This window comes from Chryseomicrobium excrementi (genome assembly GCF_002798305.1).
GTDB lineage: Bacteria > Bacillota > Bacilli > Bacillales_A > Planococcaceae > Chryseomicrobium > Chryseomicrobium excrementi.
Genome location: NZ_PCGR01000005.1, coordinates 92,122 through 106,499, shown reverse-complemented (window position 1 = coordinate 106,499; position 14,378 = coordinate 92,122). Strand labels below are relative to the sequence as shown.

Here is a 14,378-nt window from a genome sequence, read left to right as displayed (position 1 = left end):
CGTCACGCACACCCAACGGGGGTCGGGGTGGTGACGCTCTATCTTGACGTCTTGCATGTTCAGTTTTCAATGTTCATGTTGGTATGTCGCTCGTTTTGGCGACTTCTCTAATTTATCAGTTCTGCTTATATGCGTCAACTGTTTTTTGAAGTCTTTTTCAAATTATTTTTCGAAGGTGTTTCGCTCGATTCAATTTGGTGTGCCTTAGCGACGTGTATTATCATAACTTATAATTCAAGTAGGCGTCAACTACTTTTTTATAATAATTACGGAACGTGTCTTTACTAGCTGTAAAGACACGCCTAGAAATTAAAGAACACGGTAATAACGGTGCATAATCTGCGAGCTTTTTGTCTGGTGTTCTTCTACAAAGATGATTCCTTTTTCGACTAAGAATTCAATGTACACTTCTAAATCTGTAGAATAATTTTTCAACTCAGGTTGTTCATGAATTTCTTGAATAGACCAATACGGCTTCTCTGCCAAAACTTCTTGGATGTGCATGGCACCTTCTTTAATCCGAGAATGAATCAGGAAGTCACTTGCTAAAAATAGGAGCTCCACTCGTTTTTGAAGAGGCTCTACACTAGAAACCAACTCATCGTAAAGTTTGTAGATAGCCGGATCTAAGAGTTTAACCTGTTTCCAAACAAGGACTTCAGGATGCATCCCGCGTTCAAAGATGGCAAGACGCGCTAGATGATGAAGGGAATCGACAAGTTCTGTATACGCATCCAGATAGTTCTGTTGATCGTAAAACACTTTCCCTTCTAAATATCTTCTAGTCAGACGAGCAAACTCAATTCCTATCCGGATCTTTCTTCCCCGTTCTGGAAATTCATCAAGCTCTTTCTTTAAGTTGGTAATAAACTCGTTCCGATCGAACAGTATTCGTCCATTCAATAACCAATCCACCACTTTAGGATTCTTCCCTAGTGTTAACCATTTGCGGAGCTGTTTTTCAGTCAGCGTATGAAGCGCTGCTTTTTGATCGTGATAGGAATAATGCTTCGTGAAGATAGGCCGTTCTCCTTCTTTAGTAATCACTAGAAGAATCGAATCAAAGGTGTCAGTAAGCGGGCTCACCTTTTCTTTCTTCTGTATATGTAGAATTCCCAATGTATTTGAATCACTTGCACGTTCTTGATAGATCGGTCTAAGTAACGCTTCCATTGTCTCACTCCTTCATTAACTGAACGATGTTGTCTATTCATTTCTACATGAAATGCTTAAGTCCTTCTTTTACGACTAAATTATGCTATAGTAAGAGGTGAAATTAGGAGGGTAAACATGGCACCATATAAAAATAAAATTAATCGCATTCGCTCATTTGCACTAGCCTTGATTTTCATCGGTTTCATCATTATGTACGGAGCCATCTTCTTTAGAGAGAACCCAATTTTAGTAACCATCTTCATGTTACTTGGGTTACTAGCTATCTTAGGAAGCATGGGAGTATACGGATGGATCGGGTTGTTATCGACACGAGCAGTTCAAGTTGTTTGCCCTAACTGCGGCAAGCACACTAAAGTTCTCGGCCGTGTAGATTTATGTATGTATTGTAACGAACCCCTCACTCTGGATCCAACGCTTGAAGGAAAAGAGTTTGATCAGGATTACAATAAGAAAGCAAACGAAAAGAAAACTACCGTGTGATTTTCTCACGGTAGTTTTTTATTGTACAGTTTTCGATTGTTGTTTACAAGACGGGCACGTACCGTAAACTTCTAGACGATGCGACTCGACTTCAAATCCAGTCAAGTGAGACGCAAGTTGTTCTACCTCGTCCAACCCTGGGTAATGGAAATCTACGATTTTGCCACACCCTGTACAAATCATGTGGTAGTGATCGTTTGTAACAAAATCAAAACGGCTCGAGCTGTCGCCATAAGTCAGTTCTTTTACAAGACCTGATTCACGGAACACACGAAGATTATTATAAACAGTGGCTACACTCATACTAGGAAATTTGCTTTCAAGCGCACGATAGATATCATCAGCAGTTGGGTGCGTCATGGACTGGATTATATATTCCAAAATAGCATGGCGCTGGGGCGTGATTCGTACACCCGTTGACTTCAGTGTATCTAAGGCATCGCGCAAATGCACTTCGGTCATCGTCGGCACCTCTTTCAGATTCATTCTTACATTAGAATTGTTATTCTTAATTATAAGAAGAAACCGAGAAACGTGTCAACTGAAACACTGCACGAAACACTTAGTAGCCTAGCTTTAAATCAACTTGATTTTCTAAATCTATTTCGCCTTGTTCCCATTTACTTAAATTGCGTGAGAAAATCTCCATCGCTCGCTCTACATAAAAATCCGAATGACTTGAGACATGCGGGGAAATCACGACGTTCGGCAATCCCCAAAGCTCAGAACTTTCAGGTAGGGGTTCAACTTCGAATACGTCCAGAACCGCGCCTCCAATCTCACCAGCTTTTAGCGCTTCCACTAAAACTTTCTCCGAAACAACATTCCCACGACCAAAATTCATGAACAATGCTGTGTTCTTCATCAATTGAAACTTTTCAATTGTAAAGAGGCGGTGCGTTTCAGGAGTGCTTGGAAGTAAGCAGATCACAATATCAGCACTCCCTAATTGGTCGTCCAATTTTTCAAGAGATACAGTATTAGAAAATCCTTCAATGGTCTTTCCACTACGATTGCATCCTGTAACCTCTACTCCAAAAGCCGTGAGTACACGCCCCACCTCTTCACCGATTGCACCGGGTCCTACGATTAACGCGCTGCTTCCACGAAGTTCTTTTGACCCTCTTGGTTTTTCCCACGTCTGCTCATTTTTAAGAGTATAAATAGCAGGTAAGTTTCGGTAGATGGCCAAAATATGACCTATAATGGATTCTGTCATCGGCGTTTTATGGATCCCTCTTGCATTAGTCACAATAATCTCTTTCGAATGCAACAAGCTGAGTGGCATTTTTTCAACACCGGCAGATGCCACACTGATCCATTGAAGTTCTGGAAGATTCTCGATAGCAGCTACTTTGACATCCTCTCCGTAAGTCACCCAGATGGCTGTGTCACGTTCTGGTGCCGCGCCTTTTCCAAATCTAAAATCATGAGTTGGAAATTGTTGTTGTAGTTCTTGCTGAACAGCTGGTTTTGGTTCAAATGTAAATGAAATCTTCATGTTGTCTCCTTTTGAAGTTGTTCCAATGTGTTTTTCACGTCTTCTACATGTCCGGGCACTTTCACTTGTCGCCATTCTTTCACAACTTCTCCTGTAGGCGAAATCAAAAATGTTGAACGCTCAATCCCCTCGAACTCTTTACCATACATCTTTTTCGTTTTCCAGACGCCGTACTCTTTAGAAACTGCCGCATCCTCGTCCACTAGCAAAGGAAAAGGTAAATTGTTTTTGTTGATAAAGTTTTGGTGTTTCTTAGCACTGTCCGTACTGACGCCAAGCACTACCGCATTCATATCCGTAAACTGCGGATACAAGTCTCGGAAGTCACAGGCTTCTGTCGTACAACCCGGAGTGGAATCTCTTGGATAGAAATATAAGATCACGTATTGCTTTCCAGCGTAGTCCTCCAAACTGATGGTGTTGCCTTTTTCATCTAAAAGCGAGAATTGTGGTGCCTTCAATCCTTCTAAAAGTGTTTCCGTCATACAAATCCCTCCCATTTGTATCAGAATAGCATAGACTTTCTTGTTGTTCCTATTAAAGTTGTCTACAATATAGGGGAAACCTAGAGGAGGAACTACCATGCAACGCACACAATCAGAAAAACTGCACAATGAGGCAGTTACCCATATAGTCGGAGGAGTTAATAGCCCTTCTCGTTCTTACAAAGCTGTAGGAGGAGGTGCACCAACAGTGATGGCGAGAGCGCAAGGTGCTTATTTCTACGACGTAGATGGAAATAAGTATATCGATTACTTAGCAGCTTACGGTCCTATCATTACTGGACATGCACATCCTCATATTACGAAAGCACTCACGAAAGCTGCAGAGAATGGCTTGTTATACGGAACTCCCACAGAACATGAGATTCAATTTGCAAAGATGTTGAAAGAAGCGATTCCAAGTATGGACAAAGTTCGCTTCACCAACTCTGGAACGGAAGCTGTCATGACGACTATCCGCGTGGCACGAGCCTATACAGGTCGCACGAAGATGTTAAAGTTCGCCGGTTGTTACCACGGGCATTCAGATTTAGTATTGGTCGCTGCAGGTTCTGGGCCTGCAACTCTTGGCACTCCGGATTCAGCGGGCGTTCCAAAGACGATTGCTGAAGAAATCATTACCGTTCCATTTAATGATCCGGAAAGCTTTAAAGAAGCAATGGACAAATGGGGCCCTGAGCTTGCAGGAATCTTGGTTGAACCCATCGTAGGAAACTTCGGAATGGTGGAGCCGAACCCAGGATTTTTAGAAACGGTCCATGAGCTAGCGAAAGATTATGGAACACTTGTGATTTATGATGAAGTGATCACCGCGTTCCGCTTCCATTACGGAGCTGCTTCTACCTTATTAGGACTTGAGCCAGACTTGACGGCACTTGGAAAGATTATCGGAGGCGGCCTCCCTATCGGAGCTTACGGTGGTAAAAAAGAAGTGATGGATCAAGTCGCGCCAAATGGCCCTGCTTACCAAGCAGGAACTATGGCTGGTAACCCCGCTTCTATCCAAACAGGAATCGCTTGTTTAGAAATTTTAAAACAGCCAGGAGTCTATGAAGAACTAGATCGTTTAGGCGCTTTATTAGAACAAGGTATTTTAGAAGCTGCTTCACAATATAATGTAACAATCACTATCAATCGTATTAAAGGGGCATTGTCCATCTACTTTACTAATGTTAAAGTAGAAAACTATGACCAAGCAGAAGCATCTGACGGCGAACAGTTCGCTCAGTTCTTCCGACTCATGCTAGCACAAGGAATTAATTTAGCTCCTTCTAAATATGAAGCTTGGTTTATCACCACTGCTCACACAGAGCAGGATATCGAACAGACGATTCAAGCCGTGCACCGAGCGTTTGAACAGATGTCTCAGTAAAAAGGAGTGTGACGCCTAATGAAATTAGGTGCTCGTGTATTTAAAACAGGGATTGCCATAGCGCTTGCCTTATATATCGCGGACATTTTGTCCTTACCAGTTCCTATCTTTGCGGGAATTGCGGCAATTTTTGCGGTGCAGCCCTCGATCTACCGCTCCTATATGACCGTTTTTGAACAAATCCAGTCTAACTTGATTGGGGCAGCTTTTGCTGTGACATTTGCTATGATTTTCGGGAATTCCTATTTTATGGTCGGTTTAACGACGATTATTGCTATCTCAGTGATGTTAAAGGCAAAGCTGCAAAAGACCATTCCGTTAGCACTCGTCACAATCATTGCTATTATGGAAATCCAAGGCGACGACTTCCTGATGGCTGCTATGTTTCGTATCATTACAATTGGAGTCGGTGTTTTCTCGGCATTCGTAGTGAATTTGGTGTTCCTACCTCCAAAATACGAGACGCGCTTGTTCACAAAAATCAGTACGACTCAAGATGACATCATTCGTTGGATTCGTATAGGGATCCGTCATGCAGCGGACCATCAATCCTTGAAACAGGCTGTCACACAAATCGAAGAGCAACTAGTAAAGATTGATCAACTGTTTTTATTATTTAAAGAAGAGCGTGGCTATACGAAGAAGGCAAAGTATGCGAAAGGTCGTAAGCTTGTAATCTACCGCGAGCTGATCACCACGTCTTATAAAAGCTTGTATGTGATTCGTCGATTATCTGCATATGAGCATGACATCATCCAGTTGCCTGACCATTTCCATATGATGATTCAAGAGCGACTTGACACTTTACTAACGTATCATGAACATTTGCACTTGAAGTTCATCGGAAAATTAAAGCCAGATCAATTGGAGTGGATAACAGATGACCACTTCATCAAGAGACAAGAAGTTATGGAAATCTTTATGACGCAAATCTATGAGACGAAACGACAAGAAGATTTTTCGACGTATCATCTGTTGCACCTGCTCTCTGCCATACTGACTTATGAGGAGCACTTAGAACATCTTGATACTTTAATTAGTTCCTATCAAACGTATCACGGCGACGAAATCGACGTGAACATCGAAATCTAACAAAAAAGAGCTGCCGTGTGGCAGCTCTTTTTACGTCTTCATTTTTGGATCTAGTGCGTCCCGTAATCCATCCCCCATTAAGTTAAATCCTAATACGGTTAACATGATTGCAACGCCTGGGAAGATCATCGTCCAAGGAGCATTTCGTAAATAGTTTCGCGCATCTGCTAGCATTTTCCCCCACTCTGGTGCAGGAGCTTGAGCTCCTAGACCTAGAAATCCTAGTGCAGCAGCTTCAATAATAGCCGATGCAATTGCAAGCGTACCTGCGACAATTACAGGAGCTAATGAGTTCGGCAAGATGTGAGACAGCAAGATTCGGAAGTCTTTCATGCCGATTGCACGTGCTGATGTGATGTACTCCTCTTGTTTGACCGTCAATACCTTAGAACGAATCAAGCGCCCAAAGTTCGGGATATTGATGATAGCAATCGCAATCAATGCATTCACAAGAGATGGTCCAAGAACAGAAACTACTGCGATAGCAAGTAAGATACTTGGGAATGCCAACATGATGTCAAAGATACGAGAAATAATCGTATCTACCCATTTACCGTAATACCCCGCAATAATTCCAAGCGCACTACCAACTACAACCGAGCCGATAACCGAGAAGAAACCGACCCCTAATGAGATACGTGCTCCTAAAATGACACGTGAGAAGATATCTCGACCAAAATCATCAGTACCAAACCAATACTGACTGGAAGGTGCCTTCAGTCGTTCCGTCAATTTTTGATCATTGATACCTTCTGGGGCAATCCATGTACCGAAGATCGCTAGAAAAATAAAGAAGAAGACAATAACGCTTCCGACAAGCGCTATTTTATTCTTTCTAAAGTTCTTCCATGCGTCACGCCATGGTCCTGCTTCTTGTTCTACTACCACTTCCTGCTCAGCAGGAACTAAATTCTTTGGATCTGGATTCGACATGATACATCCTCCTTCCTAGTCGTATTTGATTCGTGGATCGATAAGTCCATATAAAATATCTACTATTAGATTAATCATGACGAAGATAAAGGCAATGATCAAAATACCAGACTGTATAACTGGATAGTCACGGAATTGAATCGCTTCATAGACATAACGTCCGATCCCTGGCCACGAGAAAATTGTCTCTGTCAAAATGGCGCCACCAAGTAATAGCCCCATTTGAAGACCGATTACCGTCAATACTGGAATCACGGCATTTTTTAGAGCGTGTTTGTACACGACCCAAAACATCTTTTGTCCTTTAGCACGCGCTGTACGGATATAATCCGAGCGCATCACTTCGAGCATACTGGAACGAGTCATACGAGCAATAATAGCCATCGGAATCGTAGCAAGAGCAATCCCAGGCAAGATCAAATGCTTCAAAACGGTACCGAGTTGATCAAACCGGCCCTGTAAGATGGTATCCAATATGTAGAATCCTGTTTGTGCAGAGATTGGATTTCGCACATCTTCTCGACCAGAAGTAGGTAACCATCCTAGCTCGATAGCAAAGATCCATTGTTCCATCAGACCTAACCAGAAAATCGGCATCGAGACTCCAACAAGTGCCAGAACCATCGCCGTGTAATCAAACCAAGAATTTTGGAACCAAGCAGAAATAATCCCTGCGTTCACTCCGATAATGACAGCAATTAAAATAGCAAAAAATGCGAGTTCAAAAGTTGCTGCTAGATAAGGCCATACTTCTTCTGCAACAGGCTGCGCTGTTCGTAAGGATTCTCCTAGATTCCCTTGGAACAACCCTCCGAGGTATTCAAAGTATTGAATATACCAGGGATTATCTAATCCGAGCTTTGCTCGTAATGCTTCGACTGCTTCTTTAGAAGCCAACTGTCCTAAGATGACTTGAGCAGGATCTCCGGGAATTGCACGTATGATCATAAAAACTACGAATGTCATGCCGAGCAAAACTGGGATTAATTGTAATAAGCGTCTACCAATATAATTGACCACGCTCTTCACCTCTTCCCCTTTAATAAACAAATCGTCTTTCAAAAAAAGAGAGGGAAATCTCGAAGATTTCCCTCTCCTCACAGCATCTTATTCGAAGTCTACGTTGTGCAGTTTGTCAGATCCAGTTGGATGCGGTAAGAATCCTGTAAGTTCTGCTTTCCCTGCAAGTAATGGTGTAGAGTGAGCAAGTGGAACCCAAGGTGCATCCTCATGGATGATTTCTTGAGCTTGCATGTACAACTCATTACGTTTTGCTTCGTCAACTTCAGATTGTGCTGCGATTAAAAGTTCATGTAATTCTTCGCTGTCATAGTATGAGTAGTTGTTACTGCCGATGTTGTCTCCATCAAGTAGAACGTATAGGAAGTTGTCAGCATCTCCGTTATCGCCTGTCCAACCTAACATGAAAGCATCTGCTTCTCCGTTACGTGCTTTTTCAAGGTAAGTTGCCCACTCGAATGACACGATTTCAGCTGTGATACCTACATCAGCAAGGTTTTTCTGCATAACTTCCGCAACCTTCATACCATCTGGCATGTAAGGGCGTGGAACTGGCATTGCCCATAGTTCCATTTCAAAACCATCAGCAAGTCCTGCTTCAGCAAGTAGTTCTTTAGCTTTTTCAGGGTTGTAGTCATACCCTTCGATTTGATCGTTGTATCCTGAGATACTTGGTGGCATTGGGTTCACAGCCACTTCTGCACGACCTTCGAAGAATGCATCAACGATAGCTTGTTTGTCAATTGCATGGTTCATTGCTTGACGAACTAATTTGTTGTCAAATGGAGGACGTGTGTTTGTTAAACCAAGGTAACCAACGTTCATAGAAGGACGCTCAAACAGTTGAAGTGCAGCGTCGCCTTCAATTGAACTTGAATCCGATGGGTTCACACCGTCAGCTAGATCGATTTCGCCTGTTAATAATGCATTTAGACGAGCTGAGTTATCCGGAATAGCACGGAACACAACGCGATCTAATTTAGGGAGTCCTTCTTGCCAATAATCTTCGAATTTCTCGATTGTGATTGAATCGTTGCGTTTCCACTCTACAAATTTGAATGGTCCAGTACCGACTGGGTTGTCACCGAAAGAATCTCCAGCTGCTTCAAAAGCTGTTGGTGACGCAATACCGAATGGGCTCATTGCAATATTTTTCAAGAATGGTGCTTGAGGACGTTTTAGTTTGAACGTCACTGTAAACTCGTCATCAGCTGTTACGGACTCGATTACATGCCCTTCTTCATCACCGAAACCACCAAACATAGACTTGTAGTAGTAGTACTTATCAGCAGTTCCTGCAGACCAGCGCTCAAAGTTAGCGACTACAGCCTCAGCATTGAAATCTGTTCCATCGTGGAATTTGACGCCTTCTTCTAACATGAATGTGTAAGTAAGACCGTCTTCAGAAACAGTCCACTCTTTAGCTAGACCTGGGTTGATAGTAGTATCTTGTTCTCCAAAGTTTACAAGTGTCTCGAAAACATTTTGAGTAACTTTGAATGATTCACCGTCAGTTACCGTGATTGGATCCAAGTTAACTGAGTCTCCACCACGACCAAAGATTAATACTTTTGGTTCTCCTGAACTTTCGGAATTGCCTTCTGTGTTGCCGTCTTCTCCGTTACCTTCTGAGTTCTCGTTTTCTGAACTACATGCAGCTAAGAACAACATCAGAATCAGACCGAAGAATAACAGGAACGACCAAATTTTCTTGTTTCTCATTAAGACCCCTCCACTTAATTTTTATCTATCATGTCCGCATCATAGAGATGACACGCAACATAATGACCTGTTTTGATTTCCTCTAGTTGAGGAACAACTTGCTTACAGCGGTCCATGGCAAACGGACAACGTGTATGGAATGTGCATCCACTTGGTGGATTTGAAGGGCTCGGAATGTCCCCTTCTAACAAGATCTCTTCCCGGATAAAGTTCGGATCCGGGACAGGCACAGCAGATAACAAAGCTTTTGTGTAAGGGTGAAGCGGCTCTGCGTAAAGATTCTCACTCGACGCAAGCTCTACCATCTTTCCTAAATACATGACACCTACACGGTCACTGATATGACGAACGACTCCTAAGTCATGCGCAATGAAGATGTAAGTAAGCTTTAATTCACGCTGCAATTTTTGCATCAAGTTGAGCACTTGCGCTTGAATCGATACATCGAGTGCGGAGACCGGTTCATCAGCAATGATAAGCTTGGGATTTGTCATCAACGCTCGAGCAATTCCAATACGCTGTCTCTGCCCCCCACTGAATTGGTGTGGATAGCGTTTTGCGTGATAACTGCTGAGCCCAACAATTTCTAAAAAGTCTCGTACCATCTTTTTCCGTGATTTTGTGTCTCCGATATTGTGGACAATCAGCGGTTCCATCAATATCTTCTCTACGGTATGTCTTGGATTTAAAGAAGCATACGGGTCTTGGAACACCATTTGAATCTCTCTTCGAGCTTTTCGCATCTCTTGCGGAGATAACTTAGTCAACTCTTGGCCATCGAATGTTACCGTTCCTTCTGTTGGTTCAAGTAATCGCATCAGCATGCGTCCTGTTGTCGATTTTCCACAGCCAGACTCTCCAACAATTCCTAATGTCTCTCCTTCATTTACGTAAAAAGACACATCATCTACTGCTTTTACATGTCCTGTAGTCTTTCCGAAGAGACCATTTTTCACTGGAAAATACTTTTTCAGCCCTTCAACTTTCAACAATGGCTCTGTCATGTGCAGTTACCTCCTCAGGATCATATAAAAAGCATCGCGTCTTATGATCAGGTGCTGTTTGATAAAGTGGAGGTGATTCTACCGTGCATCGCCCAAACACTTCAGAACAGCGTGCTGCAAAACGACAGCCTTCTTTTATAGAACCCGGTTTTGGAACATTTCCAGGAATCGAGTACAACGATTGTTTTTTGAATCGCATATCTGGTACAGATGCAAGCAAGCCTTTCGTGTAAGGATGTTGTGGATTCGTAAAGATTCGTTCCACTGGCCCCTCTTCAACAACTTTTCCTGCATACATGACCACGACACGCTCACACGTTTCTGCGACGACACCTAAGTCATGAGTGATCAAGATGATGGCCGTGTTAAGCCGTGTATTCAAGTCTTTCATAAGTTTCAAAATCTGCGCTTGAATCGTTACGTCGAGAGCAGTAGTCGGTTCATCAGCAATCAATACTTTTGGATCACAAACGAGCGCCATAGCAATCATCACTCGTTGGCGCATACCGCCAGAAAGCTGATGTGGATAATCTTTCATGAGTTCTTCTGCACGTGGTAGACCAACAAGCTTGAGCATTTCAACCGATCGCGCATGAGCTTGTTTTTTTGACCAGCCTTTTTTATGTAAGAGTACTGCTTCCATCATTTGACTTCCAATAGTGAAAAGTGGATTCAAAGAAGTCATCGGTTCTTGGAAAATCATTGCAATATCATTTCCGCGAATCTGGCGCATCTGTTTCTCGCTATACCCTGTAATATCGGCTCCGTTATACCGAATTTCACCTGAAGTGATTTTCCCTGGTGGGGATGGAATGAGCCCCATTACTGAGAGTGAAGTGACACTTTTCCCACTTCCCGACTCTCCGACAATTCCTAAAATTTCTCCCTCTCGGACCTCAAAATCAACAAAGTCTACGGAAGGAATGACACCGTCATCTGTGAAGAAAGATGTCTGCAGGTTTTTCACCTCTAGCACTGCTTTACGATTTGTCATGATGTGCCCCTCTCCACTATTCTGAAAATTCCTTTTTGATTGAATTTTATGTAAGTATTATTTTACACATCTTCTCCTTACTTGCAATCTCTTTTTTTCACTAAAGAACATAAAAAAACAGCAAATCCTTTCGTTTTGAAGGATTTGCTGTCGTTCTAATTTTCTAATTGTTGTACTTGGAAGAGATTGTAATAGGCACCTTGGGCTTGCATAAGCTCTGAATGCGTACCAGATTCTGTGATTTGTCCATGCTCTACAACCAAAATCTGATCGGCGTGAGTTATTGTTGATAGACGGTGTGCCACAATGAGTGTCGTACGATTCTTTGCTAGTCTCTCAAGAGAATCTTGAATCAGTGCTTCACTTTCTAAATCAAGAGCAGATGTGGCTTCATCAAGAACCAAAATACGAGGATCTTTCAAAAATACTCGTGCAATGGCAATCCGCTGCTTTTGACCACCAGAAAGTTTGACGCCACGCTCACCTACTGTAGTATCATAGCCATTTGGAAGCCCCATAATGAACTCATGCGCATTTGCAGCTTTAGCCGCTGCGATAATTTCTTCATCATTGGCCTTAGGATTTCCCATCGCAATGTTCATTTTTATCGAGTCACTAAACAACAACGTATCCTGAAGCACTAAACCGATTTGTTTTCGAAGTGACTCAATGGTCACATCTCGAATATCTTGATCATCTAAACTAATGGAGCCACCTGTCACATCATAAAAGCGAGGAAGTAGACTGATGATGGTGGATTTCCCCCCACCACTCATTCCAACAAATGCAACCGTCTGACCAGGCTGGATATCGAAGTTGACCCCCCTTAAGACAGGCTCTCCTTGTTCTTCGTATTGGAAGTAGACATCGTCAAATGTTAATCCTCCATCTACTTGATGAACCGGCTTGGCATTTGGTCGATTTTGGACTTCATAGCCCTCATCCATCAACTCGAACATCCGGTCCATTGAAGCCACCGCTTGTGTTAACGTAGTAGAGGAGTTGACCAAGCGGCGAAGTGGGCTATAAAGACGTTCAATATAAGCAACAAATGCTGCCATAGTCCCCACTGAAAGGTTTCCTGTGATGGCTTCATACCCTGCATACGCAATAACGAGAAGTGGTGCAACATCAGTGATTGTATTTACGACCGCAAATGCTTTTGCGTTCCACTTTGTCTGGTCAATTGCTTTATCTAAGAATTCGCCATTGGCTTCATCGAAGTTCTTTTGTTCATGAGATTCTAACGTGAACGTTTTGATAACACTCATTCCTTGAACTCGTTCATGCAAATAACTCTGCACCCCAGCAAGTGCCTGTGATCGTTGTCGTGTAAGGTCTCGTAAACGTCCAAAGAAAAACTTTACGCTGAATGCATAGAACGGAAAAGCAATCAAAGTCACTATTGTCAGCTTCACGTTAAGGGTCAACATGATTCCAATGGCGATTAAAATAGTGGCAAGGTCCAGCCACACATTCATTAGTCCGATGACGACAAAGTTTTTGGTCTGCTCCACGTCATTGATCACTCGAGAAATCACTTCACCAGCACGTGTGTTAGCGTAGTATTTCAAACTTAGTTTTTGCAGATGATCAAATAATTGCTCTCGAATATCAAATAAAATTTTGTTACTGACATATTGGGCTAGATACTGTCGGTAATATTCAATTGGTGGCCGCACTAGGAAAAACACAAGGGCGGTTCCACCTAGCCAGTAAAATAATTGACTAAGCTTCTCAGCCTCCGTCATATCTCCTCCAATAATGTCATCAATTACAATTTTGATGAGAATTGGTATAAACAAGGGAATTGCAAACTTCACAATTCCAATTAATATGGTCACAATGATTTGCCAGTTATAGGGCTTTACAAATTGCATATAGCGCCGAATTACTCCCATAGCTTCCTCCTTCTTTTTATAGGCAAGACGAAACCTGTTGCGACAAGCGCAACAGGTCTATTCGGTCTTTTGAATATCCTTATGAAGTTGATAACGAGCCGTCCATGCATCAATGAAGTCAGGAGCGAACGGTCCTTTCTTTTGCTGAATCCATTGTTTTAATGTTTGAATTGTTCGCTTTAGTATAATATCAATCTCTTGTGGATAATTCATTTCCTTTTTGTGCTGCTCGTATTCATCTTCGTCCAGAAGAGTATACGATTGATCGGGAAACACTTTCATGTCGAGATCATAATCGATATACTTCAGCATCCGGTCTTCGTAGACAAATGGCGAACTCAAATTGATGTAATAATACACCCCATCTTCACGCAACATACAAATGATATTGAACCAATATTCTGCATGATAGTAACAGATAGACGGTTCTCTTGTAACCCACGTCCGCCCATCTGATTCCGTCACTAACGTGCGATCGTTCGCTGCAATGACAATGTTTTTAGTCCCTTTAAGGACCATGGTTTCATGCCAGACACGATGAATATTGCCATTATGCTTGTAGCTGTGAATCTGGATCATTTCTCCTTCCAACGGAATGGTCATGATGTAGCCACCTTCTCCAATGACAAGCTGAAAAACCTATCTATTTTATGTGTGATGTTACACATTATAACAATACT

Annotated in this window: 14 protein-coding genes; 3 read left to right on the top strand and 11 right to left on the bottom strand. The window is 42.4% G+C overall.

The genetic code is table 11. The features are described from left to right. Nucleotides 1-309: 309 nt before the first annotated feature. Nucleotides 310-1,173: a nucleotidyltransferase-like protein gene (locus tag CQS04_RS12950; protein ID WP_100354536.1), complete on the bottom strand. Its 864-nt coding sequence runs from the start codon at nucleotides 1,171-1,173 to the stop codon at nucleotides 310-312. Nucleotides 1,174-1,290: 117 nt separating this feature from the next. Here CQS04_RS12950 and CQS04_RS12945 point away from each other — a divergent pair, with 117 nt between their 5' ends. Continuing rightward, nucleotides 1,291-1,656 (top strand): YgzB family protein, encoded by a 366-nt coding sequence (locus CQS04_RS12945; RefSeq protein WP_094944796.1) that lies wholly within the window; start codon nucleotides 1,291-1,293, stop codon nucleotides 1,654-1,656. 18 nt (nucleotides 1,657-1,674) lie between these two features. Here the strand turns inward: CQS04_RS12945 and perR are convergent, their stop codons facing one another. The 3 genes from perR to bcp all read right to left on the bottom strand — a co-directional run bounded on the left by perR (nucleotide 1,675) and on the right by bcp (nucleotide 3,642). Then, nucleotides 1,675-2,118 carry a peroxide-responsive transcriptional repressor PerR gene (perR, locus tag CQS04_RS12940; RefSeq protein ID WP_100354535.1) on the bottom strand — a complete coding sequence of 148 codons (444 nt, stop codon included), beginning with the start codon at nucleotides 2,116-2,118 and terminating at the stop codon, nucleotides 1,675-1,677. Between the two features lie 100 nt (nucleotides 2,119-2,218). Next, complete coding sequence (locus CQS04_RS12935) at nucleotides 2,219-3,157, bottom strand: D-2-hydroxyacid dehydrogenase (protein ID WP_100354534.1); 939 nt, start codon at nucleotides 3,155-3,157, stop codon at nucleotides 2,219-2,221. Beyond that, nucleotides 3,154-3,642 carry a thioredoxin-dependent thiol peroxidase gene (bcp, locus tag CQS04_RS12930; RefSeq protein WP_100354533.1) on the bottom strand — a complete coding sequence of 163 codons (489 nt, stop codon included), beginning with the start codon at nucleotides 3,640-3,642 and terminating at the stop codon, nucleotides 3,154-3,156. Before bcp ends, CQS04_RS12935 begins: the two co-directional genes overlap by 4 nt. 97 nt (nucleotides 3,643-3,739) lie before the next feature. Here bcp and CQS04_RS12925 point away from each other — a divergent pair, with 97 nt between their 5' ends. Both CQS04_RS12925 and CQS04_RS12920 read left to right on the top strand, forming a co-directional pair. After that, nucleotides 3,740-5,032 (top strand): glutamate-1-semialdehyde 2,1-aminomutase, encoded by a 1,293-nt coding sequence (locus CQS04_RS12925; RefSeq protein ID WP_100354532.1) that lies wholly within the window; start codon nucleotides 3,740-3,742, stop codon nucleotides 5,030-5,032. Nucleotides 5,033-5,050: 18 nt separating this feature from the next. Then, entirely contained in the window at nucleotides 5,051-6,124 is a 1,074-nt protein-coding gene (locus tag CQS04_RS12920; protein ID WP_100354531.1) for an aromatic acid exporter family protein, read from the top strand. A 30-nt stretch (nucleotides 6,125-6,154) separates the two neighbouring features. Here CQS04_RS12920 and nikC read toward each other — a convergent pair whose 3' ends face one another. From nikC to ntdP, 7 genes are all read right to left on the bottom strand, one after another. Further along, a complete protein-coding gene (nikC, locus tag CQS04_RS12915; protein WP_094944785.1) occupies nucleotides 6,155-7,057 on the bottom strand; it encodes a nickel transporter permease in 903 nt (300 codons plus the stop codon). A 15-nt stretch (nucleotides 7,058-7,072) separates the two neighbouring features. After that, nucleotides 7,073-8,077, bottom strand: a complete 1,005-nt coding sequence (locus CQS04_RS12910; protein WP_100354530.1) for an ABC transporter permease — start codon at nucleotides 8,075-8,077, stop codon at nucleotides 7,073-7,075. An 87-nt stretch (nucleotides 8,078-8,164) separates the two neighbouring features. After that, nucleotides 8,165-9,799 (bottom strand): ABC transporter substrate-binding protein, encoded by a 1,635-nt coding sequence (locus CQS04_RS12905; protein ID WP_100354529.1) that lies wholly within the window; start codon nucleotides 9,797-9,799, stop codon nucleotides 8,165-8,167. 14 nt (nucleotides 9,800-9,813) lie between these two features. Continuing rightward, nucleotides 9,814-10,803 carry an ABC transporter ATP-binding protein gene (locus CQS04_RS12900; RefSeq protein WP_100354528.1) on the bottom strand — a complete coding sequence of 330 codons (990 nt, stop codon included), beginning with the start codon at nucleotides 10,801-10,803 and terminating at the stop codon, nucleotides 9,814-9,816. Next, nucleotides 10,778-11,797 (bottom strand): ABC transporter ATP-binding protein, encoded by a 1,020-nt coding sequence (locus CQS04_RS12895; RefSeq protein ID WP_100354527.1) that lies wholly within the window; start codon nucleotides 11,795-11,797, stop codon nucleotides 10,778-10,780. The genes CQS04_RS12900 and CQS04_RS12895 overlap by 26 nt, the downstream gene beginning before the upstream one ends. 155 nt (nucleotides 11,798-11,952) lie before the next feature. Continuing rightward, the gene (locus CQS04_RS12890) at nucleotides 11,953-13,698 is read right to left on the bottom strand and encodes an ABC transporter ATP-binding protein (RefSeq protein WP_100354526.1); all 1,746 of its coding nucleotides are present in this window, start codon (nucleotides 13,696-13,698) and stop codon (nucleotides 11,953-11,955) included. Between the two features lie 57 nt (nucleotides 13,699-13,755). Next, nucleotides 13,756-14,301, bottom strand: coding sequence for a nucleoside tri-diphosphate phosphatase (gene ntdP / locus CQS04_RS12885; RefSeq protein ID WP_100354525.1), 546 nt, complete (start codon nucleotides 14,299-14,301; stop codon nucleotides 13,756-13,758). Nucleotides 14,302-14,378: the final 77 nt, after the last annotated feature.

Bases quoted from the DNA above. Each gene is read 5' to 3' on its own strand.
- nikC (WP_094944785.1), bottom strand. From the start codon at position 7,057: ATGTCGAATCCAGATCCAAAGAATTTAGTTCCTGCTGAGCAGGAAGTG.
- CQS04_RS12945 (WP_094944796.1), top strand. From the start codon at position 1,291: ATGGCACCATATAAAAATAAAATTAATCGCATTCGCTCATTTGCACTA.
- CQS04_RS12890 (WP_100354526.1), bottom strand. From the start codon at position 13,698: ATGGGAGTAATTCGGCGCTATATGCAATTTGTAAAGCCCTATAACTGG.
- CQS04_RS12905 (WP_100354529.1), bottom strand. From the start codon at position 9,799: ATGAGAAACAAGAAAATTTGGTCGTTCCTGTTATTCTTCGGTCTGATT.
- bcp (WP_100354533.1), bottom strand. From the start codon at position 3,642: ATGACGGAAACACTTTTAGAAGGATTGAAGGCACCACAATTCTCGCTT.
- CQS04_RS12900 (WP_100354528.1), bottom strand. From the start codon at position 10,803: ATGACAGAGCCATTGTTGAAAGTTGAAGGGCTGAAAAAGTATTTTCCA.
- CQS04_RS12925 (WP_100354532.1), top strand. From the start codon at position 3,740: ATGCAACGCACACAATCAGAAAAACTGCACAATGAGGCAGTTACCCAT.
- CQS04_RS12920 (WP_100354531.1), top strand. From the start codon at position 5,051: ATGAAATTAGGTGCTCGTGTATTTAAAACAGGGATTGCCATAGCGCTT.
- ntdP (WP_100354525.1), bottom strand. From the start codon at position 14,301: ATGACCATTCCGTTGGAAGGAGAAATGATCCAGATTCACAGCTACAAG.
- CQS04_RS12935 (WP_100354534.1), bottom strand. From the start codon at position 3,157: ATGAAGATTTCATTTACATTTGAACCAAAACCAGCTGTTCAGCAAGAA.
- CQS04_RS12950 (WP_100354536.1), bottom strand. From the start codon at position 1,173: ATGGAAGCGTTACTTAGACCGATCTATCAAGAACGTGCAAGTGATTCA.
- perR (WP_100354535.1), bottom strand. From the start codon at position 2,118: ATGACCGAAGTGCATTTGCGCGATGCCTTAGATACACTGAAGTCAACG.
- CQS04_RS12895 (WP_100354527.1), bottom strand. From the start codon at position 11,797: ATGACAAATCGTAAAGCAGTGCTAGAGGTGAAAAACCTGCAGACATCT.